Genomic DNA, 26,695 nt, shown 5'->3' with positions numbered 1-26,695 from the left:
CGTCAGCTCCCGTTGGTCTGGGTGGGCGCCGGCGCAGGTGCGGGCGTGCTCAGGATCGCGCGCACGTAGGCGTCGCGGTCGAACAGTTGTGCGGCGGTGGCGTCGAGATACTGCCGCAGCGGCCCCGCGCCGAGCGTGGCCGCCGCCACGCAGGCGAGCAGCAGCGCGCAGGCCGCGAGCTTGGCCGCGCTGCCTCTGGGGGCGCAAGCGGGCGCGAAGGCGGCGGCGCGCGCGGCGGGCTCGGCCCACAGCAGGCGCGTGCCGGTGCGGCTCAGCGCGACGATCAGCAGCAGGCTCGAGGCCAGCACGGCGGGCCATAGCACGGCCGCCTCGTGCGTGGGCGTGGCCGCGAGGACCATGGCCTTGCCGAGGAAGCCGGAGAGCGGCGGCAGGCCCGCTGCGCCCACTGCAGCGGCGAGATAGAGCAGGGCGGCGGCGTTCGAGGGCCACGGGGCGCGCGCCTGTTCGATGCGTTGCGGCGCGCTCGCCTTTGCCGTAGCGGGTGCTTCGCGGTCCGGCTCGGGCGAGATGGCCGCTGCTGCCGCGTCGTCGAGCGCTTCGAGCGAGCCAGGTTCGACGCTGTTCGTGCCTTCTGTGGCGTTCGCTGCGTGCGCCGGGTGGGACGCCATGGCGGACTCGGGCTCCAGCGTATCGGCGAGCAGGAACAGCGCGCCCGTGCACAGCGTCGTGCTGATCAGGTAGTAGAGCAGCGCACTCCACGCCAGCGGCGTTTGCTGCGTGACGGCTGCAATCAGGAGTCCGACCGAAACCAGCACGAGGTAGCCCGTGGTGGTTTTCAGGCTCGACACGGCGAGCGCGCCCAGCGCGCCGAACGCGATGGTCGCAATGGCGAGCCACCATACCCAGTCGTGCATGAACGCATCGAGCACGCCACCGTTGCCGCTGCCGCCGCCGAACACCAGTGCGTCGCAGCGCAGCATCGCGTAGATGCCCACCTTGGTCATGATCGCGAACAGCGCCGCCACCGGGCCAATCGCGCTGCGGTACGCCTGGGGCAGCCAGAACGACATCGGAAACACCGCGGCCTTCAGGCCGAACACGAGCATGAGGGTCGCGCCGGCGAACTGCGCGAGCGGCAGCGATCCGGCGTTCAGGTGCGCGAGGCGCTCGCCCATGTCGGCCATGTTGAGCGTTCCGGTGATGCCGTACAGCACGCCCAGCGCGATCAGGAAGAACGACGAGCCCACGAGGTTCATGATCAGGTAGTGCAGCCCGTTGCGCACGCGCCGCGTGCCGCCGCCATGCAGCAGCAGCGCATACGAGGCGATCAGCAGCAGTTCGAAGAACACGAACAGGTTGAACATGTCGCCCGCGAGGAACGCGCCGTTCAGGCCCATCAGCTCGAACTGGAACAGTGCGCGGAAATAGCGGCCGCGCCGTGCGTCGGCGCTCGACGTGCCCAGCAGGCAGCAGCACGCCAGCACGGCGGTCAGGAGCAGCATGAGCGCGGCAAGGCGGTCGAGCTGGAGCACGATGCCGAATGGCGCGGGCCATGCGCCGAGCGCATAGCTCGCGATCCCGCCTTGCGCCGCGCGCGCGGCCAGCACGCCTGCGACGGGCAGCAGCGCCACGGTTGCGGCCGCATTGAGCGCGCGCTGCAAGCGCTTGGCGCGAAGCGGCAGCGCGACGATGGCGCCCGCCGCGAACAGCGGGATCAGGATAGGGAGCAGAAGGGCGTGGTTCATGCGCCGCGCGTCTCCCCGTCGTTGCCCTGCGGATTGGCCTCGCCACCTTCCCCGTCCACGTGATCGCTGCCGGTGAGCGCCAGCGAGCGCAGCGCGAGCACCACGGTAAACGCCGTCATGGCGAAGCCGATCACGATGGCCGTGAGCACGAGCGCTTGCGGCACCGGGTCCGCGTAGCGGGCCGCGCTATCTGCCGCGCCGGCGATCACGGGCGGCTGGCCCGTGGCGAGCCGCCCCATGCCGAGCAGGAACAGGTTGATCGCATACGAGAACAGCGTGATGCCGAGGATCACGGGCAGCACGCGCGCGCACAGCAACAGGTAGATGCCGCACGCGCAGAGCACGCCGATTGCGGCAGCGAAGGCGGCTTCCATCAGCTTTTCTCCACGGACTGCAGGTCCTTGTCGCGCACGCCCAGGTGCGAAACGATCGTGAGCGTCGTGCCCACCACCGCGCCCAGTACGCCGAGATCGAACAGCATGGCCGTGCTCAGCTCGATTTCGCCGACGAGCGGCAGATGCAGATGTCCAAACGCGCTGGTGAGGAATGGATAGCCGAAGACGAGGCTGCCCAGACCCGTTGCGGCCGCAACTAGAATGCCGAGACCCGCGAGCGCGCGGTAGTTGATGCGGATGCGCGATTCGGTCCATAGCACGCCGCTCGCTACGTATTGGAGCAGCAGTGCGACCGAAAGAATGAGCGAGGCTATGAAGCCGCCGCCGGGCAGATTGTGGCCGCGCAGGAACACGAACACGGCCACCAGCGCGGTGAGCGGCAGCATGAGGCGCGCGAGAATCGCGAGCAGCAGCGGATGCGACTGCGACGACCACGGCAGACCGCCCGGCCCAGTGTCGGGCGCCTTCAGGCGCAGGCCGCGCAAGAGCGCCTTCACGGCGAGGCCGGCGACCACGAGCACGCTGACCTCGACCATGGTGTCGAAACCGCGGAAGTCCACGAGGATCACGTTCACGACGTTGTGGCCGCCACTGCCGGGCAGCGCGTTGGCGAGGAAGTATGGCGCGATGCCTTGCGCGGGCGGACGCGTCATGACCTGGTACGCGACGCTGCCTAGCAGCGCGCCGCCCGCGAGTGCGAGCGCGCCGTTGCGCATGCGCGCGGGAATCGGCTCGATGGCGGTTTGCAGGTTGGGCAGGAAGTAGATGGCCAGTACCAGCAGCAGCACCGTCACCACCTCCACGGAGACCTGCGTGAGCGCGAGATCGGGCGCGGAAAAGCGCGCGAACGCGAGCGTCACCAGCAGCCCGCAGGTGCTCAGCATCACGAGCGCGTAGAGCGTGTGCGTGCGCACCATCACGACGCCCACGGCGAGCAGCGCCATCAGCACGAGGCCCCACAGCGTGATCGTGTCGACGGGCAGGCGCACGAAGTCGCCGCCCCACGCGCCCAGCGCGACGAACGCGGTGCCGGGCACGATGATCATCGCCGCGATCATCCACGCGAGATAGTCGGGCAGCGAGCGCGTCTCGAACACGCGCACCACCACGCCCGCGCCTTTTTCCAGGCGCTGGATGAGGCGGTCGAAGCCTTCGCTCGCGTTCATGTCCGAGAGCATCGATCGATGATGACGGAACGCGTCGCGGCGCAGCACGAACAGCAGCGCGCCCGCCGCGAACGACACCACGCTCATGACCAACGGCGTGTTCACGCCGTGCCACAGGCTCAGGCTGTACGCGGGCAGCTTGCCGCCGAGCGTGAACCACGCCGCCGATTCCAGCATCCTGCCGATGATCCGCTGCGGAAACAGGCCGATCAGCAAACAGACCACCACGAGAATCTCGACCGGCAACTTCATGAAGCGCGGCGGCTCGTGCGGCGGGTAATGCGGCAGGTCGCGCGGCGCCGCGCCGTCGAAGAACACGCCCCAGACGAAGCGCAGCGAGTATGCCACCGAGAGCGCGGCGGCCACGATCGCGATCACGGGAATCGCCCAGTTGAATGGTCCGAACATGCCTTGCGCGAGCGTCTCGCCGAAGAACATTTCCTTCGAGAGAAAGCCGTTCAGGAGCGGCACGCCCGCCATCGCGAGCGAGGCTACGCCCGCGAGCACGGCGGTGTGCGGCATGTACTTCGCGAGCCCGCGCAGGCGGCCCAGATCGCGCGTGCCGGTTTCATGGTCGATGATGCCGGCGGCCATGAAAAGCGAGGCCTTGAACACCGCATGGTTGACGGTGTGAAAGAGCGCGGCCACGGTGGAAAGCTGCGTATCGAGGCCGAACAGCAGCACGATCAGGCCGAGATGGCTGATGGTCGAGTAGGCGAGCAGCCCCTTGATGTCGCGCTGGAACAGCGCCATCGACGCGCCGCCCACCAGCGTGACGAGCCCGGCGAGCGTGGCCGAATAGGCCCACCAGGCGGTGCCCTCGAACACCGGGTAGAGGCGCGCGAGCAGGAAGATGCCGGCCTTCACCATCGTCGCCGAGTGCAGATACGCGGAGACCGGCGTGGGCGCCGACATCGCGTGCGGCAGCCAGAACTGGAATGGGAACTGCGCGGATTTCGTGAACGCCGCGAACAGCGTGAGCAGCAAAATGGCCGGAAAGAGCGGGTCGTGCTGGATCGTGTCCTTTTGCGCGAGCACGTCGTTGAGTTCGAAACTACCGCATACGTGGCCGAGCAGGAGCACCGCCGCGAGCAGCGCGAGCCCGCCCGCGCCCGTGATGGTGAGCGCCATGCGCGCGCCGCGCCGTGCATCGGGCCGCGATGGCCAGAAGCCGATCAGCAGGAACGAGACGAGGCTCGTGAGTTCCCAGAAGATCACGAGCAGCAGCAAATTGTTCGAGAGGACCACGCCGAGCATCGCGCCCATGAAGAGCAGGAGCAGCAGGTAGAGGCGCGGGAGCGTGTCGCTGCCGGCCAGGTAATAGCGCGCGTAGATGAACACGAGCAGGCCGATCGCGAGCACCAGCAGCGCGAACATGAACGAGAGGCCGTCGAGGCGCAGCGAAAGCGCGAGGCCGATCTCGGGCACCCACTCGCGGCGCCACTGCAGGACGCCGTAAGTGGGCATGCCCACGCGCTCGCTGAGGACCAGTCCGAGGCCGAGCAGCGCGGTCGCGAACGCGATCCACGTGGCGAGCGCGCGGGCGTGCCGGGCCGCGAATGCGACGAGCGCCGCCCCCACGAACGGAAGTACGACGAGCCACTCCAATGCCATCCGGCTTCCTCCGGGAAATTCGCTGCGTGCGGGTTGAGGACGTGGACTGCCCGCGTGGCGCGGGTAAGGCTGGGCAGGCGCGCGAGGCGCGCCTGTGGGCCGCAGATCACGATCATAGCCGCAAACGGGGCCGGAGTTGATGTGGATGGCATCGATGTACGCGGCGCGTCACATCATGACAGGGAAGCGTGCGCCGCTGGACCGTGCGCCAGTGGCGCACGATCGTGCCGGATTACATCGGCCAGACGAAGGCTTCGTGCGCGTGCGAGGTCTTGCCGATATCCACGGGACGCTGGACCGTCTTGCCGTTGTGGCTTGCCGTGATCACGTAGTGGCCGTTGGGCAGCGTCACGAGCATGAACGGGCCGTTGGTGCGGGTGGAGACGAGCGGCTGGCCGTGCGAGTCGGCGATCTTCACGGGCACGTTAGCGAGGTACTCGTTGCCGTTCGCCGACTGGCGCGCGAATTCGAGCGAGAGCGGGTAGCGCGACATCGCGGCCTTGAACGCCGCCGACTGGTCGCTGCCGATGCCGCCGGACAGGTACGAGACGTTGCCGGCATGGTGCGCCGGCGGCAGGGCGCTGGCAGCGGCCGGGGCGGCCGGGGTGTTCGTGGCGCTCGCGGTCGCGGCGAAAGCGCCTTGTGTGCCGAACGCAAGCGCGAGTGCGGCCGCGAGCGAGATGGCCGTGCCCTTCCACGGAGTCGAGCGTGCTTTCATTTTTACCTCCTATGTCGGATACGCCGGCGCGTGTGACGCGCCGGACGAATCCAGCCTAGGCAGCGCGGCTTAAAAGTCCCTTAAAACACAGGGCGAGCGCGTTTTCGGCGGTTGCCGGCGCGCTTGCTCACCGCACGATCATGCCGGTGAGCACATAAGCCTGGATCAGCGTCATGACGCCGACTACCGCCGCGAAAAAGAGGCTATGACGCACCGTGAAGCGGAACAGCGCCGCTTCCTTGCCGACGAGGCCCGTGGCCGCGCAGGCCACCGCGATCGATTGCGGCGAGATCATCTTGCCGCTCACGCCGCCCGAAGTATTGGCGGCGACGAGCAACGTGTCCGACACGCCGATCTGGTGCGCCGTGGTGTGCTGCAGCGAGCAGAAGAGGGCATTCGACGAGGTGTCCGAGCCGGTCAGGAACACGCCGAGCCAGCCGAGGAACGGCGAGAAAAACGGGAACGCGGCGCCGGTGCCGGCCAGCGCGAGCGCCAGCGTCGACGACATGCCCGAGTAGTTCGCGACGAACGCGAAGCCCAGCACGAGGCCGATTGAGAGCACCGGGCGGCGCAATTCGCCGAGGGTTTCGAAAAATGCTGCAACGGCGGCGCGCGGCTTCATCTTCAGCACGATCGTGGAGACGATGGCGGTGAGCATGATCGCGGTGCCCACGGCGGAGAGCCAGTCGATTTTCAGCACGGCTTCATAGGGCTTGGCCGAAGCCACGATGGGCGCGGTGCGCACCACCAACTGATCGAGTCCCGGCACATGAAAGCTCAGCACGGTGCCGGCGAGCGCGCCCTTCGCGGCGAACAGCGCCTTGAACGGCTTGATGCTCCACACCGTGACGATGGCGGTCAGCAGGAAGAACGGCGACCAGGCGCGCACGGTCTGGCCGATGCTGTAAGGCGATGCCTGGCGGCTCGACAATGTGTTCGCCGCCGCGTTGCCGAAGCCGCCATCGAAGCCGCCCAGCGCCGCCGCGCCGCCGCTCACGCGCAGGCTCGCGGCCGGCGCTGCCTGCGCCGCGCGACGCGGCTGCCACACCTTGAGGAAGGCGGCGAGCGAGACGAGGCTCACGAGCGCCGAAGTGATGTCCGGCAACTCAGGCCCGATGTGATTCGAGGTGAAGTATTGCGTCACGGCAAAGCTGGCGCCGGCCACGAGCGCCGCGGGCCAGGTCTCCTTGATGCCGCGCTTGCCGTCCATGATGAAGACGAGCCAGAACGGTACGAACAGCGAGAGCAGCGGCAACTGGCGGCCCGCCATCGCGCCGATCAGGAACGGGTCGATGCCGGTCACCTGGCCCGCGACGATGATGGGAATGCCCATCGCGCCGAACGCCACGGGCGCGGTGTTGGCGATGAGGCACAGGCCCGCCGCATAGAGCGGCTCGAAGCCGAGGCCGACCAGCAGCGCCGAGGTGATCGCGACCGGCGCGCCGAAGCCCGCCGCGCCTTCGAGGAACGCGCCGAACGAAAAGCCGATCAGCAGCACTTGCAGACGCTGATCGTCGGTGATCGAGAGCACGGAGGCGCGAATGATCTCGAACTGCCCGGTCTTCACGACGATCTTGTAGAGGAACACTGCGGTCACGATGATCCACGCGATCGGCCACAAGCCATAGGCGAAGCCGAAGCCCGCCGAAACGAGCGCCTGGCGCACCGGCATGCCGTATTCGAAGATGGCCACGGCCAGCGCTAGCGCGAGCGTGATGGCCGCGGCGACGTGGCCTTTGAGCCGCAGGCCAGCGAGCGCGACGAAGAAGAACACGATGGGCACGACGGCCACGAGCGCGGACAGCCAGAGGCTGCCGAGCGGGGTATAGATCTGATGCCAGGGTTGCATTACGGTCTCCTCCATGGATGCGGGTCGAATTTGCGATTTAATTTCGCATGCCTGATGAAATATGTTCTGGTATTCGGCCTACTGCGGTTGATCGCGCTCGCGAAGCAAGTCGTGCAGGCTGCGCGGCGCGGGCTTGAGCGGCGTGCGATGCTGCGTCCAGCCCATCTGCTGCGAAGGCGCGAGCGCGCGCAGGCGCGTCGCGGCCCAGCGCAGCGCGCGATAGGCGCGCGGATGCGCGAACGCGCCGCTCCAGAAGCGCCAGACGAACTGCTCGCTCCTGCTGTGATTCGCGCCCTGGCCGCGCAGCGGATGCGCGACGGCCTCGTCGGGCGAGCGGTTCGCCTCGGTGCGCAGACGCACCAGCAAGTCCGGAATCGGGATGCGCACCGGGCAGACTTCGCCGCACGCGCCGCACAGGCTCGATGCGGTCGGCAGGTCGGCGGTTGCGTCGAGCCCGAGCAGATGCGGCGAGATGATCTTGCCGATCGGGCCGGGGTAGGTCGTGCCATAAGCGTGCCCGCCGATGCGCGCATACACCGGACAGTGATTCATGCACGCGCCGCAGCGGATGCATTGCAGCGTGGCGCGCAACTGCGCGTCGGCGTAGGCCTGGGTCCGGCCGTTGTCGAGCAGCACGAGATGCACCTCGCGCGGCCCGTCCATTTCGCCTGCGCGGCGCGGGCTGCTGATCAGATTGAAATATGTGGTGATCGGCTGGCCCGTGGCCGAGCGCGTGAGCAGGCTCGAAAGCGGCACGATATGCGCGAGCTTCGCGACCACCTTTTCCATGCCCATGATCGCGATATGCACGTCGGGCACCGTGGTCGAGAGGCGGCCGTTGCCCTCGTTCTCGACGAGCCACAGCGTGCCCGTGTCGGCGGCGGCGAAGTTCACGCCCGATAGACCGATCTGCGCATCCACGAATGCGCGGCGCAGCGCGCGGCGGCCCGTCTGGATGAGCGTGTCGACGTCCTCCGTGTAGGGCGTATCGGGAAGGTGTGCTTCGAACAAATGCCCGATATCGCCCTTCGTTTTGTGGATCGCCGGCATCACGATGTGCGAGGGCCTTTCGCCCGCCAGCTGCACGATGTACTCGCCCATGTCCGACTCGATGCAGTCGATGCCGCGCCCTGCGAGGTAATGGTTCAGCTCGATCTCCTCGCTCGCCATCGACTTGCCCTTGATGACGCGCGTGGCCGCGTGCCGCTGCGCAATGCCGTGGACGATGCGGTTGGCGTCGTCGGCGGTCTCGGCCCAGTGCACGTGGATGCCGTTTTCCTTCAGCTTCGCTTCGAGTTGCTCCAGTAACTCGGGCAGACGTGCGAGCGCGTGCTGGCGCACCGCTTCGCCGAGGTCGCGTAGTTGCTCGAGTTCGTCGACATCGGGGAATTGCGCGGTGCGCTTGCCTTGCAGAAAATCCATCGCGCCGCGGAAGCTCTTGCGCAACTTCGGGTCGTGGAGCGCCGCGCGGGCGCGCTCGCGGAACTCGGCCGTGGGCACGAAATGCAGTGGGTTTTCGTGGTGCGCGGCTTGCGCCGGGCTGGCGGTCTTGCTCATTGCGCGGCTCCGTGCTGGGGAAAATTCGCGGGCGAGCCGGTCTCGTCGGCGGGTTCGTCGGCATTGTCATCGGTGACGACGATTACCCACAGCGCGCGCGGCCCGTGCGCGCCGTAAGCCGTGGTCTGCTGGATGTCCGAGGTCTTGGAGGGGCCCGAGATCATCACGAGGTTGGTGGGCATGCCGTCGCGCCAGCGCTCGGCGGCAACGGCCGCATGCAGGTCCGCGTGCAGCGTGCGCGCGTGGATCAGCGCGACGTGCAGCGGCGGCACCAGCGAGACGGTGCGCGGCGCGTGGGCGTCGGGTACGACCACGAGCGTGCCGGTGGCCGCGAGGCCCGAGCGCGCAACGGTGAAGCCCGCGTCGATGCGGTCGAACAGTTCGGACTTCCAGGCTTCGATCGGCTCTGTGTAGCCGTGTGCTTCGATGCCCGTTGCGGCGGACTGCAGTGCATTGGCGAGTGCCGCGCCTTCCGCGCTCGACGTGTCGAGCAGCAGCCGCTTCACGCCCGCGGCCGCGAGGCGCTGCGCGAGGTCGGCGGGCCACGCCTCTACGCTCATGCGGATCACCTGGGCATGCGCGGCCTCCAGCATGCGTTGGAATTGCGCGACGCGGGCCGACCGGGTGGCGAGCGCGCCGGCGGCTTGCGCGCGTTGCGCCGCGTAGTGCGCGTCGATGCGCTGGTCGAGCGCGTCCACTGGCATCGGCGCGGCGCCTTCATTCGCGTTCCCGCTGGCGCGCAGCCGGCCGAGCATGCGCGCGCGGGCGCCCAGGGTGTCGATCATGGCGGCGCTCATGCGGCCTCCCCGCCGGTGCGGCGCCAGAGGAACGAAGCGAGGTGCTCGACGGCGAGCGGCGCGCCCTTGTGCTCGGCGGCATGGCCGATATTGAGCAGGCACCCGCAGTCGGCGGACACCAGCCGGTTGCAGCCGGTCGCGCACGCGGAGGCGATCTTGTCGGCGACCATCGCGCCCGAGATGTCGGGGTGCTTTAGCGAGAACGTGCCGCCGAAGCCGCAGCATTCCGATTCGCGCTCGTGGTCGATGCGGGTGACGCCGGGCAAAGCGTCGACGGCTTCCACGCCGTGCACGCGCGTGCCCATCTCGCGGCGCGCGCCACACGAGGTATGGAGCACGACGCGTTCGGCGGGCTGCTTCAGCGCGGCGTCGCCATAGGCGCCGGCGATGCCGAGGTCTACTTTCAGCACGCGCACGAGGAATTCGGTGAGTTCGTAGATGCGTCCCGAGAGCGCACGAGCCCGTGCCGCATCCGCCGCGTCGGTTTCATCGCCCGCATCGCTTTCGAAGAGAGCGGGCCAGTGGTGCCGCATCATGCCTGCGCACGAGCCGGAGGGCACGATCACGGGCCACGGTTGATCGAACAGGCCGAGCTGCGCACGGGCCACCTCGCGCGCTTCGCGCGGGTTGCCGCTGCTGTAGGCGGGCTGCCCGCAGCAGCTCTGGGTGCGCGGGAAGTGGACCGTGAGCCCTTCGCGCTCCAGCAGCTTGACCGCGTCGAGCCCGGCCTGCGGCACGAACAGGTCGACGAGGCAGGTCGCGAACAGGTAGACGTCGGTCGGGCGTGGACCGGTGGGGTATTGCCGTGGCTTCATGTCTCGCTCGTATTGCTTTCGGTATGGTTCGGTGCCTGATTCGGTGCCGAATGGCGCGCCTCGCCGCGATGGCGACAGCAGGTGTGTGAGCGCATAATCCCCGCTTCGGGTGGCGTACTCAAACTGGTTGGACCAGTGACTGAACAGCGGACAGGCGCGCCACCGCCGAAGCACACGAGGGGCGGGGGCGATCAATGAGGGACAGGGCCGGCGCGCGCGGACGCGTGGAAACGGTGATGCGGCAAATGGAGACGTCGTTGCTCGATGGCACGTGGCGCGCGGGGACCAAGCTGCCCTCCGAGCGCGTGCTCGCGCAGGAGTACGGCGTGGCGCGCAACACGGTGCGCGAGGCGATCCAGCGGCTCGCCGCGCGCGGGCTGGTGGCGAGTCGCGCGGGCGCGGGCGTGTTCGTGACCGACCAGTTGCGGACCGGCGTTGCCTCGCCGTGGGGGCAACTGGTGGCCGATCATCCGGCGCTGCGCGACGACATCCTCGAATTTCGCCGTGTGCTGGAGGGCGCGACCGCGTATTTCGCGGCGATGCGCGCGAGCGACGACGAGCTCGCGCGCATTCGCGCGCTGGTGCAGGAACTGGAGCGCACGCGCGCCTGCGACGACAAGATCGCCGAAGCGGCCGCCGACGCGAAGCTGCACGAGGTCATCGCACAGGCTTCGCACAACGCGATGTTCCTGCATCTGCATACGAGCGTGCTGGGCATGCTGCGCGAGCACATCACGATCAACGGCACGGGCTTGCGCGAGCAGAACGCGGATGCCTCGGATCATCTGCTGTTGCAGCACCGCACGCTGTGCGAAGCGATTCTCGCGCGGCGTCCGGAAGAGGCGCGCACGGCGATGCAAACCCATATCGACTTCGTGCGCACGCGCGTGAGCGAGGAGCACGGGGCGCCCGCAACTGGCCCAACCAGTGCGAAGAAACGCCGGGCACGCAAGAAGCTTGCCGCGCCTGAAGACTGCTAAAGTTGGCGCTCGGGTTGGCGCAGCGCGTGGACGTTCGCGCGGCGCCCGCAGGAACTCGATGAGAAGGAGCCAAGCCATGAACCCGCCCGTCGCGCGTCTCGAGTCGCTTAGCGCCATCACGTTCACCGTGAGCGATATCGTGCGTTCCGTGCGCTTTTACGAGGCGCTCGGCTTCGTGCACCGGCCCGGTGCAGCGATTGCCGGGTTCGCGTCGTTCGTGCTCGGCGGTGGAGGCGGGGGCGGCGCGTGCTATCTGAATCTGCTCGAAGGGCCGCATGACCGGGTCGAAGGTTGGGGCCGCGCGATCTTCCACGTCTCGGACGTGGACGCCTTTTACGCGCAGGTGCTGGCCGCGGGCCTCACACCCGCCTTCGCGCCGCAGGACGCGCCGTGGGGCGAGCGCTATTTTCATCTCGTCGATCCGGATGGCCATGAGTTGAGCTTCGCGAAGCCGCTGCCCTGAGGCGCGTCGATGCATTTGAAATACGCATGACACCCGTAGCGCCGATAGTGGCGCGGGTTGCCATCCACTGCATGAGGAGCAGTCGCCATGAACGAACGGGAGCGTGAAGCGGGCGCGGAGCGGCAACGCCGCCGACGTCTCGACGAAGAACTGATCGACGCTTACGACGAAGAGCTCGAAATGGAAGTCGACGATCGCCTCCAGGAAATCGGCCTCGAGATCAGCGACGAGGCGCGCGCGCTGCGCCGCGTGTATTTCCGCGAGCTGATCCGGCTGCAGGGCGAACTCGTCAAGATGCAGGACTGGGTCGTGAGCACGGGCCACCGGCTCGTGGTGATCTTCGAAGGCCGCGACGCGGCGGGCAAGGGCGGGGTCATCAAGCGCATCACGCAGCGCCTGAATCCGCGCATGTGCCGCGTGGCCGCGCTGCCCGCGCCGAACAATCGCGAGCGCACGCAATGGTATTTTCAGCGCTATGTGCAGCATCTGCCGGCGGGCGGCGAGATGGTGCTGTTCGATCGCAGCTGGTACAACCGCGCGGGCGTCGAGCGAGTCATGAACTTTTGCACCGACGAGGAATACGAAGAGTTTTTCCGCTCGGTGCCGGAGTTCGAAAAAATGCTCGTGAGGAGCGGCATCCAGATCGTCAAGTACTGGTTCTCGATCACGGACGACGAACAGGAAGTGCGCTTCCGGAGCCGCATCGACGACCCGCTCAAGCAGTGGAAGCTCTCGCCGATGGACCTCGAGAGCCGCCGCCGCTGGGAGCAGTACACGCATGCGAAGGAAGTCATGCTGCAGCGCTCGCATATTCCCGAGGCGCCGTGGTGGGTCGTGCAGGGCGTCGACAAGAAGCGCGCGCGCCTGAACTGCATCCACCATCTGCTCGCCCAGGTGCCGTATCAGGAGATCGAGCACGCGAGCGTGACGCTGCCCGCGCGCGTGCATCACCCCGATTACATTCGCCAGCCGGTGCCCGAGAACATGATCGTGCCGGACGTCTATTGACGGTGTTGGCCGGGCATGCCGCGCTGGCCGCGCGGCGTGCCCGCAACCCGGAAATTCAGAGTCTCAGAAGGTATGGCGGAACACCCAATAGAGGACCCGCCGGTATCGTTTAAGCCGTTCACGAATTCGAAGCCCAGCGCGATGAAAAGCGCGATCACGAGCAGGAACCACGGCAGCGCGGAGTGCTCGTGCACGGTCGAGAGGTCGTCGGCGAGATGCATGCCCACATAGACGGCGCCCGCGGCAACGGTGGGCAGAAACACCAGCAGGCTCGTGCTGCGCCCGCGCGTGGAGGCGGCGCCGGGCTGCGGTACAAGGAAAGATCCGGCATGACGAGCGGGCTTCTCACACTGGGCACGGAGCGTCGCGCAGGCAGGGAGGGCGCAAGGCGACGGCGAAGGCAACGCCTTCGATCATGCAAAGCGCCTATGACGCATTGATGACGTTTTTGCGCAAGGCATGCAGCAGCGCCGCGAGGGGCGAGTGCTGCGCGGTCCTCGCGCGAATCGATTCACGGAGATTGCGCACGTGCCGGACCACGTTCAGAAATCTGCAGGAGAGCCATCCGCCAGGTCTGCACCCGCACCCGCGCAGGCCGTATTTGTTCCGCAGTTGCGACTACGCGCGCGCATCTGGATCTTCGCGCGCGGCAAGTGGGCCACGCGGCTGATCGGCCGCAATCCGTTCTTCGGAGGGCTGTCGGGCACGCTGGTCGCCACGGTGATGGCGGCCTTGACCTACATGGCGCTTTACTCCGGGCGCGCCGAAGAGCTGCGCCACGCGGTCGAGAACTCGAACAACATCGTGCGTCTCGCGAGCAGCGACATCGCGCGCAATGTCGAGCTCTACGATCTCTCGTTGCACGCCGTGGTGGCGGGCGCGCAGCAGCCCGAGACATGGACGCTGCCGCCGGCGCTGCGCCAGCGCGTGCTGTTCGATCGTGCGACGGCGGCATCGTTTCTGGGCGGCGCCTATGTGCTGGATGCGCAAGGGCACGTGAAGGCTGCGCAGAGGGCCGACGATACGCTGGGCGTATCGCTCGCGGATCGCGACTATTTTCGGGTCCAGCAGCGCAATCCCGATGTGGGCCTCTTCATCTCGAAGCCCTTTGCGTCACGCCTGCGTCACGGCGTGCTCTCGGTTGCGCTGTCGCGGCGCATCAATGCGCCCGATGGCGCGTTCGCGGGCGTCGCGCTGATCGTCGTGAGGCTCGAATACTTTCAGCGGCTCGTCGACCGCGTCGATATCGCGCGTGATGGCGGCGTCTTCATCATGATGCAGGACGGCACGCTCGTTGCGAGCAAGCCACCCATGCCGCTCGGTGTGGGCGCGGATTATTCAGTATGGCGCAACTACAAAATCATTTCGCGGCACGACGCGGGCACCTTCACGGCGCACGCGGAAGCGGACGGCGTGGAGCGTCTCTATACCTACGCGCACGTGGGCAGCACGCCCATTATCGTGGGCGTTGCGCCCGCCATCGACGACATTCTCGCGGGCTGGCGAAGCCGCGCTTATCTGGCCGTTGCGATGACGACGGTCTTCGGCGCGGCCTGGGTGGTGGTGTCCTGGGTGCTCGCGTTCGCGCTGCGCGACAAGGTGATCGCCGAAGCCGAATTGCAGCGCCTCGCGGTGACCGACCCGCTCACGGGTCTCGCGAATCGCCGCGCGCTCGATCTGCGGCTCCAGGCCGAATGGAACCGCGCGTCGCGCGAACGGACGCCGCTATCGGTGCTGTTCTTCGACGTCGATCACTTCAAGCTGTTCAACGACGCTTACGGCCATGCGGCCGGCGACGAAGTGCTCAAACTCGTGGCCGAGCGCATCGCCTCGGGCACGCAGCGCACCTCGGACATGGCGGCACGCTTCGGCGGCGAGGAGTTCGCGGTATTGTTGCCTGGCACGGCGCTCGAGGGCGCGCGCAAGATCGCGGACAAGATCCGGCGGCGCATCGAGACGGCCAACCTCGCGCATCGCGGCTCGCACTACGGCCGTGTCACCGTGAGCGTGGGCTGCGCGAGCTGCGAGCCGCCCGCAGGCGAAAGCGGCGCGAAGCTGCTCGCCGCCGCTGACGCCCTGCTCTACGAAGCCAAGGCCGCGGGCCGCAACCAGGTCTGCGCGAAGCAGTGGAGCGGCGCGGCGGCGTAGTGTGATGGTCGTGTGCCGGCTGCTCAGCGCGCCGATTTCGACAGCCGATGGCCGAGGCCGAGATTCGAGACGATCTGCCAGGTGTAGACGCGCGAATAGTGCACGCCGAACTGGCGGCCGATCAACTCGCGCACGCGGCTGTTGGTCCACGCATCGCTCGGAAAGCCATGCTCGCGCGCGGAGCCGTGTAGCGCGCTCGCGATCCAGCCCATTGCGGCCTTGTCGAGCACGGAGGGCCGGCCGCCCACGCTCATCTGCTGAAGCGCGGCGAGGCCGCCGTCTTCGACAATCGACTTGTAGCGGCGCACCGTCTGGGCGGAGAGGTGCAAGGAGTCGGCTACGGCGTGCACGGTCGCGCCTTCCACCAACATCTGGCCGGCGGCCATCCTGCGCGCGACGCTCGGCAAATTCTCGGTTCGGGTAAGCATGTGATCACTCGTCAACGAAAGATTCCGGACATGCGGCTTGCGGATGCCGCTCCTGTCAACCCTTTCAGTGCGTGCGGGTCTTCTCGCTTGCCACGGCCTCGCATGGCTCTTGCTCTATGCCGGGCCGTCGCGGACGGCGAAACAATGCGCCTCTCAGGGCGCGTGCGGACCGCATTGGCGTTCCGCAGGAGATATTAATAATTGTTTTTGTAGGGAATGTGTATAGCTAGCGGAAAAATAGTCTGCTTGACTTACGGATTGTCCTGGACTATCGGAAAAAATGAACCTATCCAAATCGCTTAACTATGCTGTGAATGTTGTTCATTCATGACATGATGCGCCGCCATCCGGGCAATTGAAATGTTTGTAATCATTGTTTTTAGCCCCTTGCCACGGCACCTGGCGAGAGCGAATCGGTAATTTTGGGCAGAATGCGCTTTTCGGATTTGCATGAATTTTTATGGGAATTCGATTCAGACCGAATGAGCCTTCTGGTTTTGCTTCACCGTGTGTTTCGAAGCGAACCGGTTCATGGGCACTTGAAGATCCAATTGACGATTCGCTTGATGATCTAAAAGGCATGAGCAAAGAACTGGACGAAAAGGTTTGAACGTCTGCTGCTGCGCGCGGCGAGCCGACGTGGCCTCGTATCCTATGGCACATTTCATGCGCTATTCGCGCCGAGCGTGCCGCTGCACGAGCGTTACGAAAAACTGGAAGCTGCGGCGGCAGCCTTGTGCGAGCCGCACGTGGCCGACTACGCGTCGCTGCTCGCGACGGCTTCGGGCCTGCTGGGACCGGACTTCTATCAGCGCTTCCGGCGCCTGCACGCGGAGCGCTATTACGCGCCGCTCGGCGCCGACCGCAATCGCATGCTCAAGCTGGTGGAGAAGCGTCAGTTCGCGAGCGAGGAGCGCGAGCGCGTCTACGATCACTATCGCAGCAACGCCGACGTTGCGGTACCCGCGTAACGGCGTGAATTTAGTCGACGCGATTGCGATCGCGCACGAGGATCGTGACGTACACCGCCGTGCAGACGAGGATCACGGCAACGCCGGCGACCACCTTGGTGTGATTGAACTGCACGAGCCCGGTTACGGCGATGGCAATGCCGGTGGCGGAGCCGAGTGTGCCGAGCGCGGCAACGAAGATGCGCAGCTTGCTCCAGATGCGATGGCGCCGTTCGGGGCCTGCGCCTTCCCTCAAGCGTTCGAAAGTCATGCCGGTATTCCCCGTTGATGGCGGGCGGATTGCACGATGCAATACGGCCTTCGCCCAGATGAAACGATTATAGCGATTGGGCGATTTCGCGCTTTCGGCGCGCCTCCGTTATGTCGCGCGGCGCAAGTTTCACGCGCTGGGGTGCGCACTTTGTGGGGCGTTTAAGTTTGCCTTAATGTTGTCTCGCCATCATCAACACGTCGGGTCGATTCGATAGTCGATTCGCGGTTGTTCTTCACGCTTCCTTGTTTTTCACGTCCCCTGTTAACCGCCGATGCCATACGGCGGTTTTTTTTGCCCATCGCTTTTTCCCATTTGCCCATTTGCACGCCGGGCAGGCTCACTCGTGTTCTGGAAAGCCCGCGCGTCCTTGCGTGAGATCGCGCAGCGCCTCGCGTGCGGCATCGAGGGCGGTGGCGGGAAGCTGGATCGTGAGCCGCACGGTCATCGTGTAGCGGCTGTCGACGAGCGTGTGCTGCCCTTGCTCGATCCAGTGCCGCACGCGCGTTTCGTCGGCGTAGCTCACCTCCACGATCAGACGCGCCTGGGCGATGCGCTCCACTCGCTGCGCGTTTTGCAGCGCGCTTGCGATGGCGTCGGTATAGGCGCGCACGAGCCCGCCCGCGCCGAGCTTTACGCCGCCGTAATAGCGCACCACTGCGGCGAGCACACCATCGAGATCGTGATGGCGCAGCACTTCGAGAATGGGGCGGCCCGCGGTGCCAGAGGGCTCGCCATCGTCGGACATGCCGGATTGGCCGCCCGCGAGCAGCGCCCAGCAGACATGCGTGGCAGTGGGGTGTTCGTCGCGCAGGCGGCGCAGCTCGGCCATGGCCGCTTCGCGGCCATCGACCGGAATCGCGAGGCCGATGAAGCGGCTTTTGCGGATCTCGAGTTCCGCGCTGACGGTTGAGGCAAGGGTATAAGTGGGCAAAGCGGGCAGTGCGGCGTAAGCAAAAACGTGATGTTAGCGGATGCGGGCAGCCATTCGGCTGCGCGGCCGGAATGGGGCGCATGCGTTTGCGCGGGGTTCGCCGCCTTGGGCACGCGCCTTGGACATGATTCGTCCCGCAATCTTTCAGATTACGTAAGGGTTTCTTGCGCCTGAGCTAATGACGTATCGGTCACCAGGGCCGATAATACGCTGCATGACGGATCTAGCTCTGGCTGGAGCGACGCCGAACTCCTCATTCGGTGATCCGTCATATTTCGAATTCGTCGCGGCGCCGCAGGTCTTGCGCCGCGTTTCTCCCAAGATCACGCACAGAAAAAACCCCGGTCGGGACAGTGTCCATCGGCCGGGGTCGTAAGGCTCGCCTGTTCTCAAGAGGCGATGTCACGTTACGCCTGTCAAAAATCCACGGCAATAAAAAAAAGCCCGGCTTGCACCGGGCTTCCAAGTGTGACCGCATCCGTTGCCGGATGCGGCACCTGCAAAACTGCCTGCGCTGTTGACGCTTACGCCGCGAGCAGCGAACGCAGCACGAACGGCAGGATGCCGCCGTGCTTGTAGTAGTCGACCTCGATCGGCGTGTCGATGCGCAGCAGCACCTGGACGCGCTCGTCCTTGCCGTCCTTGCGGTGGATCACGAGCGTCAGGTCCTGTTGCGGTTTGAAGTTGTCGGTCAGGCCTTCGATGTCGAAGGTTTCATCGCCGGTCAGGCCGAGCGACTGCACGCTGTCCGAACCCTTGAACTGCAGCGGCAGCACGCCCATGCCCACGAGGTTCGAGCGGTGGATGCGCTCGAAGCTGCGCGCCACCACGGCCTTCACGCCCAGCAGCTGCGTGCCCTTGGCCGCCCAGTCGCGCGACGAACCCGTGCCGTACTCTTCGCCCGCGAACACCATGGTGGGCGTGCCGGCGTCGATGTACTTCATCGCGGCGTCGTAAATCGACAACTGCTCGCCGCTCGGCTGATGGATCGTCAGGCCGCCTTCGACGCGCGTGCCGTCGGCCTTCGCCGGGATCATCAGGTTCTTGATGCGCACGTTCGCGAACGTGCCGCGCATCATGACGTCGTGGTTGCCGCGGCGCGAGCCGTAGCTGTTGAAGTCGGCCTTCTGCACGCCGTTCTCCTTGAGCCACTTGCCCGCGGGCGAGTCTTCCTTGATCGAGCCGGCCGGGCTGATGTGGTCGGTCGTGACCGAGTCGCCGAAGATGCCCAGTGCCCGCGCGCCCTTGACCTCGGCCACCGACGACGACGGCGTCATCGAGAAGTCGTTGCCGAAAAACGGCGGTTCGGCGATGTAGGTCGACTTCGGCCAGTCGTAGACCTGGCCTTCCTCGCCCTCGATCTTGCTCCACAGGTCGCCCTTCTTCGTGAGCTGGCTGTAGTTCTTCTGGTAGACGTCGGCATCCATCGCGAACTTGAGCAGCGCGTTGATTTCCTCGCTGGTCGGCCAGATGTCGCCGATGTAGATGTCGCGGCCGCCACGGCCCTTGCCGACCGGCTCGGTCATCAGGTCGCGCGTGATGTTGCCCGCGATCGCGTAAGCGACCACCAGCGGCGGCGAAGCGAGGAAGTTCGCGCGGATGTTCGGGTGGATGCGCGCCTCGAAGTTGCGGTTGCCCGAGAGCACCGCCGCCGCGACCACGTCGTTCTTCGTGATGGATTCGTTCAGCTCGGGCGTGAGGTCGCCCGCGTTGCCGATACAGGTCGTGCAGCCGTATGCCGCCAGTTCGAAGCCGAGCTTCGAGAGATAGGGCAAGAGGCCCGTCTTCGTCAGGTATTCCGTGACGATGCGCGATCCCGGCGCGAGCGAGGTCTTGATGTGCGGCGCGACCGTGAGGCCGGCTTCCACGGCCTTCTTCGCCAGCAGGCCAGCGGCCAGCAGCACGCTCGGGTTCGAGGTGTTCGTGCACGAGGTGATCGCGGCGATCAGCACGTCGCCGTTATGCAGCTTGACCTTGTCGCCCGCCGCGTATTCGGCCGTGAGGTCGGCGGCCTTCTTGGCGAAGCCGTTTTCCGCGACCGGCTTCGAGAACAGGTCGATGAAGGTCGACTTCACGTGGCCGATTTCGATGCGGTCTTGCGGGCGCTTCGGACCGGCCAGCGACGGCGCAACCGTGCCGAGGTCGAGCGTGAGCGTCTTCGTGTAGTCGATGTCGCCGGCCTTCGGAATGCCGTAGAGCTCCTGCGCCTTGAAGTAGTTCTCGAATGCCGAGATCTCTGCTTGCGTGCGGCCCGTGCCCTTGAAGTAATCGATGGTCTTGTCGTCGACCGGGAAGAAGCCCATGGTGGCGCCATACTCGGGCGCCATGTTGCCGATGGTCGCGCGGTCCGGCAGCGAGAGCGAGGCCGTGCCTTCGCCGAAGAACTCGACGAACTTGCCGACCACTTTCTCCTTGCGCAGCATTTCCGTGATCGTGAGCACGAGGTCGGTGGCCGTGCAGCCTTCGCGCAGCTTGCCCTTGAGCTCCACGCCCACCACGTCCGGCGTGAGGAAGTACACCGGCTGGCCGAGCATGCCGGCTTCGGCTTCGATGCCGCCCACGCCCCAGCCCACCACGCCGATGCCGTTGATCATCGTGGTGTGCGAGTCGGTGCCGACCAGCGTGTCCGGGTAGTACACCGTATCCGCACCCTCGGTCTTCTTGTGCACGCCGCGCGCGAGGTACTCGAGGTTCACCTGGTGGACGATGCCGATGCCCGGCGGCACGACCTTGAACGTGTCGAAGGCCTGCATGCCCCATTTCATGAACTGGTAGCGCTCGTTGTTGCGCTGGAATTCCAGCTTCATGTTCAGGTCGAGCGCGTCCTTCTGGCGGAAGTAGTCGATCTGCACCGAGTGGTCGACCACGAGGTCCACCGGCACGAGCGGCTCGATGACCTTCGGGTCCTTGCCAACCTGCTTCGCGACGCCACGCATGGCCGCGATGTCGGCGAGCAGCGGCACGCCGGTGAAGTCTTGCAGCACGACGCGCGAGACGACGAACGGGATTTCATCGACGCGGGCAGCGGTGGGCTTCCAGTTCGCGAGCTGCTCGATGTGCTCTTCCGCGATCTTCTTGCCGTCGTAGTTGCGCAGCACGGACTCGAGCACGATACGGATCGAGACCGGCAGGCGATTGATCTTCACGCCGAGTTGCTTGCCGAGTTGCGGCAGCGAGTAGAACTTGCCTTTGCCGGAACCGCTGTCGAATTCCTTTAGCGTTTTGTGGAGGTTGTGGGCCATGGTGTTTTCCTTCGTTTAATCGCGGAAATAACGCTTTGCTACACGTTTGCTGCCAGTCTGCCTGCTTGCTCAGATTACGTACAAGTCGACGTATTCGTTCACCGGCATGGCTTCGAGCCGTGCCGCATCGAGCGAAACATCGAGTATCGCCTGCTGCTGCTTCGCGGGGAAGCGGCGCGCGAGGTGGGTCCTGAATTTATCGATCAACAGCGGGATGCCTTCGTCGCGGCGCCGCCTGTGACCGATCGGGTACTCCACCACGACCTCTTCGAGCGTTGTGCTGTCGTTGAGTTCGACGGTGAGCGCATTCGCGATCGAACGCTTGACCGGGTCGTGATAGTCCTTCGTGAACTGGGGATCTTCGACGCAGACCGTCTTCGCGCGCAAGGCGTCGATGCGCGGGTCCTGCGCGACGTCGTCTTCGTAATCGGCGGCGGTGAGACGCCCGAATATGAGCGGCACGGCCACCATGTACTGGATGCAGTGGTCGCGGTCGGCCGGATTCGCGAGCGGCCCGCTCTTGTCGATGATGCGGATCGCCGCTTCGTGCGTGCGGATGGTGATCCGCTTGATGTCCTGGGCGCTCTTGCCTTGTTGCGCGAGCACGCCGTGCAGCATCATCGCCGCTTCGGCGGCAGTCTGCGCGTGGAATTCAGCGGGAAACGCAATCTTGAACAGCACGTTCTCCATCACGTACGAGCCGTACGGACGCTGGAACCGGAACGGCTGGCCCTTGAACGAGACGTCGTAGAAGCCCCACGTCTTTGCCGTGAGCGCGGACGGATAGCCCATCTCGCCGGTCTTCGCGATCAGCGCGAGGCGCACCGCGCGCGAGGTGGCGTCGCCGGCGGCCCACGACTTGCGCGAGCCGGTATTGGGCGCGTGGCGGTAGGTGCGCAGCGCCTGGCCGTCGACCATCGCGAGCGAAACGGCGTTGATCAGTTCGTCGCGCGTGAGCCCGAGCATCTGCCCGACTACCGCGGTCGAGGCGAGCTTCACCAGCAGCACGTGGTCGAGACCGACCTTGTTGAACGAGTTTTCCAGCGCGATGCAGCCCTGGATCTCGTGCGCCTTCACCATGGCTTCGAGCACATGCCGCATGGTGAGCGACGGTTTGCCCTGAGCGATGGCCGTGCGCGAGAGCCAGTCGGCGGTCGCGAGGATGCCGCCCAGGTTGTCCGACGGATGGCCCCATTCGGCGGCCAGCCAGGTGTCGTTGAAGTCGAGCCAGCGGATCATCGCGCCGATGTTGAACGCGGCCTGAACCGGGTCGAGCTGGAACGAGGTGCCGGGCACCTTCGCGCCGTGCGGGACGACCGTGCCTGGCACGATGGGCCCCAGCAGCTTGGTGCAGGCAGGGTAGGAGAGCGCCTCGAGTCCGCAGCCGAGCGTGTCCAGCAGGCAGTAGCGGGCGGTCGACAGGGCGAGTGCGCTGTCGATCTCGAAATCGAGCACGTAGTCGACGATGTCGACCAGTACCCGATCCGGCTGCGGCCTGACGTTGGAGACGTGTGCGGACATCGAGGCGTTCCCGATGTGCCGTGCTTACTGGCTGGCGCCCGCTGCCGGCGCGCGCAGCGCGTTGGCCTGGGTCGGCGCCATCGCGCCTTGCTGCATTGCAACGGTCTTGCACTCGTCGGCCAGACGCGAGCTGTCCTTGTCGGAGAACAGCATGGCCTTGGTCGGGATCACGACCAGGTCGAGGCCGGTGGCGGCGTCGTGGAAGCGGTCGGCGCCCGTCGTCGTGGTCTGGCGCGGCAGGTTGTAGTTCTTGTTCGCCCAGTGAACGGTGACGATCTGGTCACGCGCCATGTCGCCCTTCAGGTCGAAGGCCAGGCCTTCGTTGCACGACCAGTGTTCCGAGCCTGCCGGAATCGGATCGACCTTCGCTTCCTTGGCCGGGTTGGCCTTGCGCTTGATGATCTTGTGCTTCGGTGCCGGCTTCTTGGGGGTGGCCGTCGTGGGTTGCGCGGCGGCTTCGGTGGCCGCCAGCATCATCGTGGTGGACAGCGCGCCGATAACGGTGGCGATCAGCAGTTTTTTCATGGAGTCGGACCTTTATCTCTTTAAATCGGTTGATCAGGCGAGGCTGCGTGGCGCAGCCGCCGGTTGCATTGCGCGCGCGCCGAAAGCGCGCAGCGGACGCTATTTTCACCTATTTGCCGATATGAGCCAGGACTTTTGCGATTTGAAAAAATTTAGCCCGTCCTTCATGAATCCGCTTCGTGTATAGCAGGGCCCGGCGTAGCGTCGCACCGATCGAACAGCGGCGCAGCTTCGGCTGGCACGGCGCGCCCCGTTGTGCGCGCGCGGCGCAGCACGGACCAGTAGTAGCGGTAGCTCGCGCGGTCGTGCAGCGTGTCGCCATGGCGAATCGGACCCCATTTTTCAGCTTGCGCGGCCAGCAGGATTTCGGCGGCGGTGGCGATTTCCTCGTCGCGCGGCGCAAAGGCGGCGATGATTACCGGAATCTGCGCCGGATGGATGCTCCACATGCGCGTGTAGCCGAATTCGTTGCGGGCACGGCGTGCATCGTTCGCTACGACGTCCATGGCGCGCACTTCGGTGCTGACATTGTGTGACGGAACCTTGCCGAACGCGTGGCAGGCCGCCGCGATCTCCAGCTTGGCGCGGCGCACGAGCGGGTGGTCGAACTGGCCCGGCGAGCGCATGGCGGTGTCGGGAATCGCGCCGTCGTGCGCGGAGACGAAGTCCATCAGTCCAAAACTGAGCGCTTGCACGCCGCGCAGTGCGGCGAGGTCCAGCACACGCGCGAGCGCGCCGTGGGTTTCGACGAGCAACTGCACGGGAATCGGCTTGTCGATGCCCATTTCGGTGCGCGTGGCTTCGACGAACGCTGTCATTTCCGCGGCGTCGGCCACGGTGCGGATCTTCGGCAGCGTGATGTAGGCGGGCGCACGCTTTGCGGCGCGCAGAATCAGGCGCACGTCGTCGCGCCAGTGCGGATGATGAAAGTCGTGGATGCGCACGCCCACGCGCCCGAAGCGGTCGTGCTCGCCGCCGATCAGCGACGCGACGAGTTCCGCGTGCTCGGCTTCGCGGCCGACCTGGGCGCCGTCTTCGCAATCGAGCGTGATGTCGAATACCGGGCCAAGCTCCTGTTGCAGCGCGAGCGATTTCAGCATCAGCTTCTCGCTGCCGGCGTAGTGGTCGCACACGGGCAGGAGGACAGGCGGCGCTTCGCCGTCAAACAGCACTTCGGCGGGGGAGAGGGCGCGCATCTTCGGCGTCAGGAGACGAGTGTTGGGTCAGGAGCCTGAACGAAAAAAAACCGGAACCCGCTGTGCCGCCGCGGACTCCGGTTTGCTTGCAACGGCTTACTTGCCGAGCAGGTGAGCGACGCCTTCGCGCTCTTCAAGCAGCTCGTTGAGCGTGCCGTTCATCTTCTCGCGCGAAAATGCATCAATTTCGAGGCCTTCGACGCGCTTGTACTCGCCGTTTTCGCAGGTCACCGGCACGCCGTAGATGATGTCTTCGGGGATCTCGTACGAGCCGTCCGACGGAATGCCCATCGTGACCCACTTGCCGTTCGTGCCGAGCACCCAGTCACGCACGTGGTCGATCGCTGCATTGGCCGCCGAAGCCGCCGACGACAGGCCGCGCGCTTCGATGATCGCCGCGCCGCGCTTGCCGACCGTCGGGATGAAGGTGTTGCGGTTCCATTCGTCGTCGTTGATCAGCGCGTTGAGCGATTGGCCGTCGACCGTGGCGAAACGGTAGTCGGGGTACATCGTGGGCGAGTGGTTGCCCCACACGGCGAGCTTCTCGATCGATGCGACCGGCTTGCCCGACTTGGCGGCCAGTTGCGAGAGCGCGCGGTTGTGGTCCAGACGCAGCATGGCGGTGAAGTTCTTCTTCGGCAGATCCGGAGCCGACTTCATGGCGATGTAGGCGTTCGTGTTGGCCGGGTTGCCGACCACCAGCACCTTCACGTCGCGGCTGGCGACGTCGTTGAGCGCCTTGCCCTGAACCGTGAAGATTTCGGCGTTGGCCGACAGCAGGTCCTTGCGCTCCATGCCCTTCGAGCGGGGGCGTGCGCCCACCAACAGGGCGACGTCGGCGTCCTTGAACGCGACCTTGGGGTCGTCGGTGATGACCACGCCTTGGAGCAGCGGGAATGCGCAGTCGTCCAGTTCCATGACGACGCCCTTGACGGCAGCTTGCGCTTGCGGCAGGTCGAGCAGTTGCAGGATGACGGGCTGATCCTTGCCGAGCAGGTCGCCGTTCGCGATGCGGAACAGCAGGGAGTAAGCGATCTGACCTGCGGCGCCGGTGACGGCAACGCGCTTTGCGGACTTAGCCATTGAAAATCTCCAGGAAGATGCGTTAGACGCCAGGGTAAAACGCCATTCTATATGCGCGCTACACCAGGCGTTCATGAATCCGGCGAACCTTCTTCCGGGCGGCGTGCGAGGCTTTCGCGCATCGCGCCGCGGCCCGGAGGCGGGCTGCCATATAACCCGTGAGCACGGAGGAACAGCGTGTGCGGGGCGATCCTGCGACGCATTTCGCTACGAGGTGTATGCTGCCTGCCAGCCCTCGCGGAGTCGCCCGCAAACCCTTGCTCGACCGGCAGTTTAGGAGCCGGGATGGGTAAAGTCAACAGTATCTTATGTCTTATATAAGACATATCTATTGCGTCCAAAAGGGTAGATTTCCGGGGGGCTTTATGTTGAAATGCGCGCCATGAGTGCGAACCCGGTCAGCAACGCGAATTCATCCGCTCCCGAGAGTGGCGCCAACGCGTCTGCGTCCGCTTCAGCAGCGGCAACGTCTCCCACCTTCAGTCCGCTCTATCAGCAGATCAAGGGGCTCATTACACAGAGCCTCGTGTCCGGCGAATGGAAGCCCGGCGAGATCATCCCCAGCGAAGTCGAACTGGCCGCCCGTTACAAGGTGAGCCAGGGGACCGTGCGCAAGGCGATTGATGAACTCGCGGCCGATAACCTGCTGGTGCGCCGTCAGGGCAAGGGCACGTTTGTTGCAACGCACAATGAAGAGCGCGCGCAGTTTCGCTTCTTGCGATTGCTGGCCGACGACGGCGCGGAGCACCCGCACGTGAGCAAACTGCTCGAGTGCCGGCGCATGCGCGCGTCCTCCGACATCGCGCGTCAACTGGAACTCAAGCCCGCCGATCCGGTAGTGCTGATCCGACGCCTGCTGGAATTCGACGGCGAGAGCACCGTGCTCGATGAAATCTGGTTGCCCGGCGGCGTGTTCCGCGGCCTGACCGCCGAGCGTCTCGCCGAATACAAAGGACCGCTCTACGCCATGTTCGAAGCGGATTTCGGCACGCGCATGATTCGTGCGAGCGAGAAGATTCGCGCCGTGGCCGCCGAGCCCATGGTTGCAGACCTGCTCAACATTCCGGCCGGTTTTCCTTTGCTATCTGTCGAGCGGGTGTCCTATACCTATGGAGATCGTCCGGTCGAGGTCCGCCGCGGTTGGTATGTCACAACTGGGTACTACTATCAGAATGACTTGAGTTGATGAGGTAAGCGCCCGCGCAGGAAGGGGCGGACGCACCTCATGCGCTGACATCTCGCACGCGCACGCGCGGTTCCAGGGTGGGGATTTCGCTGCAGCGCGATATGAAAAGGCGCTAAAATTGCGTATTAGTGTTAACACATAGT

The 26,695-nt window shown here is 65.8% G+C and carries 25 protein-coding genes; 7 read left to right on the top strand and 18 right to left on the bottom strand.

Going from position 1 to position 26,695, the window contains the following annotated elements:
* Nucleotides 1–2: 2 nt before the first annotated feature.
* The 8 genes from P5W99_RS15320 to P5W99_RS15285 all read right to left on the bottom strand — a co-directional run bounded on the left by P5W99_RS15320 (nucleotide 3) and on the right by P5W99_RS15285 (nucleotide 10,617).
* Nucleotides 3–1,706, bottom strand: a complete 1,704-nt coding sequence (locus tag P5W99_RS15320; RefSeq protein ID WP_421026042.1) for a monovalent cation/H+ antiporter subunit D — start codon at nucleotides 1,704–1,706, stop codon at nucleotides 3–5.
* Nucleotides 1,703–2,080, bottom strand: coding sequence for a Na+/H+ antiporter subunit C (locus P5W99_RS15315; protein WP_421026041.1), 378 nt, complete (start codon nucleotides 2,078–2,080; stop codon nucleotides 1,703–1,705). Before P5W99_RS15315 ends, P5W99_RS15320 begins: the two co-directional genes overlap by 4 nt.
* Nucleotides 2,080–4,881 carry a monovalent cation/H+ antiporter subunit A gene (locus tag P5W99_RS15310; protein ID WP_421026040.1) on the bottom strand — a complete coding sequence of 934 codons (2,802 nt, stop codon included), beginning with the start codon at nucleotides 4,879–4,881 and terminating at the stop codon, nucleotides 2,080–2,082. The genes P5W99_RS15315 and P5W99_RS15310 overlap by 1 nt, the downstream gene beginning before the upstream one ends.
* 232 nt (nucleotides 4,882–5,113) lie before the next feature.
* Nucleotides 5,114–5,599: a carboxypeptidase regulatory-like domain-containing protein gene (locus P5W99_RS15305; RefSeq protein WP_421026039.1), complete on the bottom strand. Its 486-nt coding sequence runs from the start codon at nucleotides 5,597–5,599 to the stop codon at nucleotides 5,114–5,116.
* A gap of 127 nt (nucleotides 5,600–5,726) precedes the next feature.
* Nucleotides 5,727–7,448: a lactate permease LctP family transporter gene (locus P5W99_RS15300; protein WP_434663636.1), complete on the bottom strand. Its 1,722-nt coding sequence runs from the start codon at nucleotides 7,446–7,448 to the stop codon at nucleotides 5,727–5,729.
* 78 nt (nucleotides 7,449–7,526) lie between these two features.
* Nucleotides 7,527–9,005 (bottom strand): LutB/LldF family L-lactate oxidation iron-sulfur protein, encoded by a 1,479-nt coding sequence (locus P5W99_RS15295; RefSeq protein ID WP_421026037.1) that lies wholly within the window; start codon nucleotides 9,003–9,005, stop codon nucleotides 7,527–7,529.
* A complete protein-coding gene (locus P5W99_RS15290; RefSeq protein WP_434664485.1) occupies nucleotides 9,002–9,787 on the bottom strand; it encodes a LutC/YkgG family protein in 786 nt (261 codons plus the stop codon). Before P5W99_RS15290 ends, P5W99_RS15295 begins: the two co-directional genes overlap by 4 nt.
* 11 nt (nucleotides 9,788–9,798) lie before the next feature.
* Nucleotides 9,799–10,617, bottom strand: a complete 819-nt coding sequence (locus P5W99_RS15285) for a (Fe-S)-binding protein (RefSeq protein WP_421026036.1) — start codon at nucleotides 10,615–10,617, stop codon at nucleotides 9,799–9,801.
* Nucleotides 10,618–10,853: 236 nt separating this feature from the next.
* Here P5W99_RS15285 and P5W99_RS15280 point away from each other — a divergent pair, with 236 nt between their 5' ends.
* From P5W99_RS15280 to ppk2, 3 genes are all read left to right on the top strand, one after another.
* Nucleotides 10,854–11,597 (top strand): FadR/GntR family transcriptional regulator, encoded by a 744-nt coding sequence (locus P5W99_RS15280; protein WP_421027036.1) that lies wholly within the window; start codon nucleotides 10,854–10,856, stop codon nucleotides 11,595–11,597.
* Nucleotides 11,598–11,673: 76 nt separating this feature from the next.
* Complete coding sequence (locus tag P5W99_RS15275; protein ID WP_421026035.1) at nucleotides 11,674–12,060, top strand: VOC family protein; 387 nt, start codon at nucleotides 11,674–11,676, stop codon at nucleotides 12,058–12,060.
* An 87-nt stretch (nucleotides 12,061–12,147) separates the two neighbouring features.
* Entirely contained in the window at nucleotides 12,148–13,068 is a 921-nt protein-coding gene (gene ppk2, locus P5W99_RS15270; protein ID WP_421026034.1) for a polyphosphate kinase 2, read from the top strand.
* Here the strand turns inward: ppk2 and P5W99_RS15265 are convergent.
* Complete coding sequence (locus P5W99_RS15265) at nucleotides 13,062–13,331, bottom strand: hypothetical protein (protein WP_434663632.1); 270 nt, start codon at nucleotides 13,329–13,331, stop codon at nucleotides 13,062–13,064. The genes ppk2 and P5W99_RS15265 overlap by 7 nt on opposite strands.
* Before the next feature lie 265 nt (nucleotides 13,332–13,596).
* On the opposite strand from P5W99_RS15265, the gene P5W99_RS15260 reads away from it, so the two are divergent.
* On the top strand, nucleotides 13,597–15,216 hold the full coding sequence (locus tag P5W99_RS15260) for a sensor domain-containing diguanylate cyclase (protein WP_434663629.1): 1,620 nt from the start codon (nucleotides 13,597–13,599) through the stop codon (nucleotides 15,214–15,216).
* Nucleotides 15,217–15,239: 23 nt separating this feature from the next.
* On the opposite strand, the gene P5W99_RS15255 is transcribed toward P5W99_RS15260, so the two are convergent.
* Nucleotides 15,240–15,644 carry a helix-turn-helix domain-containing protein gene (locus tag P5W99_RS15255; RefSeq protein WP_421026031.1) on the bottom strand — a complete coding sequence of 135 codons (405 nt, stop codon included), beginning with the start codon at nucleotides 15,642–15,644 and terminating at the stop codon, nucleotides 15,240–15,242.
* A gap of 686 nt (nucleotides 15,645–16,330) precedes the next feature.
* Between P5W99_RS15255 and P5W99_RS15250 the strand changes: the two genes are divergently transcribed.
* On the top strand, nucleotides 16,331–16,615 hold the full coding sequence (locus P5W99_RS15250; RefSeq protein WP_421026030.1) for a hypothetical protein: 285 nt from the start codon (nucleotides 16,331–16,333) through the stop codon (nucleotides 16,613–16,615).
* A 10-nt stretch (nucleotides 16,616–16,625) separates the two neighbouring features.
* On the opposite strand, the gene P5W99_RS15245 is transcribed toward P5W99_RS15250, so the two are convergent.
* The 6 genes from P5W99_RS15245 to P5W99_RS15220 all read right to left on the bottom strand — a co-directional run bounded on the left by P5W99_RS15245 (nucleotide 16,626) and on the right by P5W99_RS15220 (nucleotide 23,087).
* Nucleotides 16,626–16,865 (bottom strand): DUF2964 family protein, encoded by a 240-nt coding sequence (locus P5W99_RS15245; RefSeq protein WP_052148373.1) that lies wholly within the window; start codon nucleotides 16,863–16,865, stop codon nucleotides 16,626–16,628.
* 161 nt (nucleotides 16,866–17,026) lie between these two features.
* Nucleotides 17,027–17,209, bottom strand: a complete 183-nt coding sequence (locus P5W99_RS15240; protein ID WP_421026029.1) for a hypothetical protein — start codon at nucleotides 17,207–17,209, stop codon at nucleotides 17,027–17,029.
* Nucleotides 17,206–17,799: an IMPACT family protein gene (locus P5W99_RS15235; protein ID WP_421026028.1), complete on the bottom strand. Its 594-nt coding sequence runs from the start codon at nucleotides 17,797–17,799 to the stop codon at nucleotides 17,206–17,208. Before P5W99_RS15235 ends, P5W99_RS15240 begins: the two co-directional genes overlap by 4 nt.
* 524 nt (nucleotides 17,800–18,323) lie before the next feature.
* A complete protein-coding gene (gene acnA / locus P5W99_RS15230) occupies nucleotides 18,324–21,041 on the bottom strand; it encodes an aconitate hydratase AcnA (RefSeq protein WP_421026027.1) in 2,718 nt (905 codons plus the stop codon).
* A 69-nt stretch (nucleotides 21,042–21,110) separates the two neighbouring features.
* Nucleotides 21,111–22,562, bottom strand: a complete 1,452-nt coding sequence (locus P5W99_RS15225; RefSeq protein ID WP_434663624.1) for a bifunctional 2-methylcitrate dehydratase/aconitate hydratase — start codon at nucleotides 22,560–22,562, stop codon at nucleotides 21,111–21,113.
* 24 nt (nucleotides 22,563–22,586) lie between these two features.
* Nucleotides 22,587–23,087, bottom strand: a complete 501-nt coding sequence (locus P5W99_RS15220; RefSeq protein WP_421026025.1) for a hypothetical protein — start codon at nucleotides 23,085–23,087, stop codon at nucleotides 22,587–22,589.
* Here P5W99_RS15220 and P5W99_RS15215 point away from each other — a divergent pair.
* Nucleotides 23,086–23,274 carry a hypothetical protein gene (locus tag P5W99_RS15215; protein ID WP_421026024.1) on the top strand — a complete coding sequence of 63 codons (189 nt, stop codon included), beginning with the start codon at nucleotides 23,086–23,088 and terminating at the stop codon, nucleotides 23,272–23,274. The two genes, P5W99_RS15220 and P5W99_RS15215, sit on opposite strands and share 2 nt — an antisense overlap.
* On the opposite strand, the gene P5W99_RS15210 is transcribed toward P5W99_RS15215, so the two are convergent.
* Both P5W99_RS15210 and P5W99_RS15205 read right to left on the bottom strand, forming a co-directional pair.
* Complete coding sequence (locus P5W99_RS15210; protein WP_421026023.1) at nucleotides 23,252–24,283, bottom strand: HpcH/HpaI aldolase/citrate lyase family protein; 1,032 nt, start codon at nucleotides 24,281–24,283, stop codon at nucleotides 23,252–23,254. The two genes, P5W99_RS15215 and P5W99_RS15210, sit on opposite strands and share 23 nt — an antisense overlap.
* A gap of 96 nt (nucleotides 24,284–24,379) precedes the next feature.
* On the bottom strand, nucleotides 24,380–25,366 hold the full coding sequence (locus tag P5W99_RS15205; protein WP_035531254.1) for a malate dehydrogenase: 987 nt from the start codon (nucleotides 25,364–25,366) through the stop codon (nucleotides 24,380–24,382).
* Nucleotides 25,367–25,739: 373 nt separating this feature from the next.
* On the opposite strand from P5W99_RS15205, the gene P5W99_RS15200 reads away from it, so the two are divergent.
* On the top strand, nucleotides 25,740–26,552 hold the full coding sequence (locus P5W99_RS15200) for a GntR family transcriptional regulator (RefSeq protein ID WP_421026022.1): 813 nt from the start codon (nucleotides 25,740–25,742) through the stop codon (nucleotides 26,550–26,552).
* Nucleotides 26,553–26,695: the final 143 nt, after the last annotated feature.

The organism is Paraburkholderia sp. A3BS-1L (assembly GCF_051125215.1).
Classification (GTDB): domain Bacteria; phylum Pseudomonadota; class Gammaproteobacteria; order Burkholderiales; family Burkholderiaceae; genus Paraburkholderia.
The sequence above is the reverse complement of the archived record's forward strand: the minus strand, read 5'-3'. Positions and strand labels throughout refer to the sequence as shown.

What these genes read in the sequence shown, in the direction of transcription:
- P5W99_RS15320 (WP_421026042.1), bottom strand. Translation starts at nt 1,706, where the DNA reads ATGAACCACGCCCTTCTGCTCCCTATCCTGATCCCGCTGTTCGCGGCG.
- P5W99_RS15315 (WP_421026041.1), bottom strand. Translation starts at nt 2,080, where the DNA reads ATGGAAGCCGCCTTCGCTGCCGCAATCGGCGTGCTCTGCGCGTGCGGC.
- P5W99_RS15310 (WP_421026040.1), bottom strand. Translation starts at nt 4,881, where the DNA reads ATGGCATTGGAGTGGCTCGTCGTACTTCCGTTCGTGGGGGCGGCGCTC.
- P5W99_RS15305 (WP_421026039.1), bottom strand. Translation starts at nt 5,599, where the DNA reads ATGAAAGCACGCTCGACTCCGTGGAAGGGCACGGCCATCTCGCTCGCG.
- P5W99_RS15300 (WP_434663636.1), bottom strand. Translation starts at nt 7,448, where the DNA reads ATGCAACCCTGGCATCAGATCTATACCCCGCTCGGCAGCCTCTGGCTG.
- P5W99_RS15295 (WP_421026037.1), bottom strand. Translation starts at nt 9,005, where the DNA reads ATGAGCAAGACCGCCAGCCCGGCGCAAGCCGCGCACCACGAAAACCCA.
- P5W99_RS15285 (WP_421026036.1), bottom strand. Translation starts at nt 10,617, where the DNA reads ATGAAGCCACGGCAATACCCCACCGGTCCACGCCCGACCGACGTCTAC.
- P5W99_RS15280 (WP_421027036.1), top strand. Translation starts at nt 10,854, where the DNA reads ATGCGGCAAATGGAGACGTCGTTGCTCGATGGCACGTGGCGCGCGGGG.
- P5W99_RS15275 (WP_421026035.1), top strand. Translation starts at nt 11,674, where the DNA reads ATGAACCCGCCCGTCGCGCGTCTCGAGTCGCTTAGCGCCATCACGTTC.
- ppk2 (WP_421026034.1), top strand. Translation starts at nt 12,148, where the DNA reads ATGAACGAACGGGAGCGTGAAGCGGGCGCGGAGCGGCAACGCCGCCGA.
- P5W99_RS15255 (WP_421026031.1), bottom strand. Translation starts at nt 15,644, where the DNA reads ATGCTTACCCGAACCGAGAATTTGCCGAGCGTCGCGCGCAGGATGGCC.
- P5W99_RS15245 (WP_052148373.1), bottom strand. Translation starts at nt 16,865, where the DNA reads ATGACTTTCGAACGCTTGAGGGAAGGCGCAGGCCCCGAACGGCGCCAT.
- acnA (WP_421026027.1), bottom strand. Translation starts at nt 21,041, where the DNA reads ATGGCCCACAACCTCCACAAAACGCTAAAGGAATTCGACAGCGGTTCC.
- P5W99_RS15225 (WP_434663624.1), bottom strand. Translation starts at nt 22,562, where the DNA reads ATGTCCGCACACGTCTCCAACGTCAGGCCGCAGCCGGATCGGGTACTG.
- P5W99_RS15215 (WP_421026024.1), top strand. Translation starts at nt 23,086, where the DNA reads ATGGAGTCGGACCTTTATCTCTTTAAATCGGTTGATCAGGCGAGGCTG.
- P5W99_RS15220 (WP_421026025.1), bottom strand. Translation starts at nt 23,087, where the DNA reads ATGAAAAAACTGCTGATCGCCACCGTTATCGGCGCGCTGTCCACCACG.
- P5W99_RS15210 (WP_421026023.1), bottom strand. Translation starts at nt 24,283, where the DNA reads ATGCGCGCCCTCTCCCCCGCCGAAGTGCTGTTTGACGGCGAAGCGCCG.
- P5W99_RS15205 (WP_035531254.1), bottom strand. Translation starts at nt 25,366, where the DNA reads ATGGCTAAGTCCGCAAAGCGCGTTGCCGTCACCGGCGCCGCAGGTCAG.
- P5W99_RS15200 (WP_421026022.1), top strand. Translation starts at nt 25,740, where the DNA reads ATGCGCGCCATGAGTGCGAACCCGGTCAGCAACGCGAATTCATCCGCT.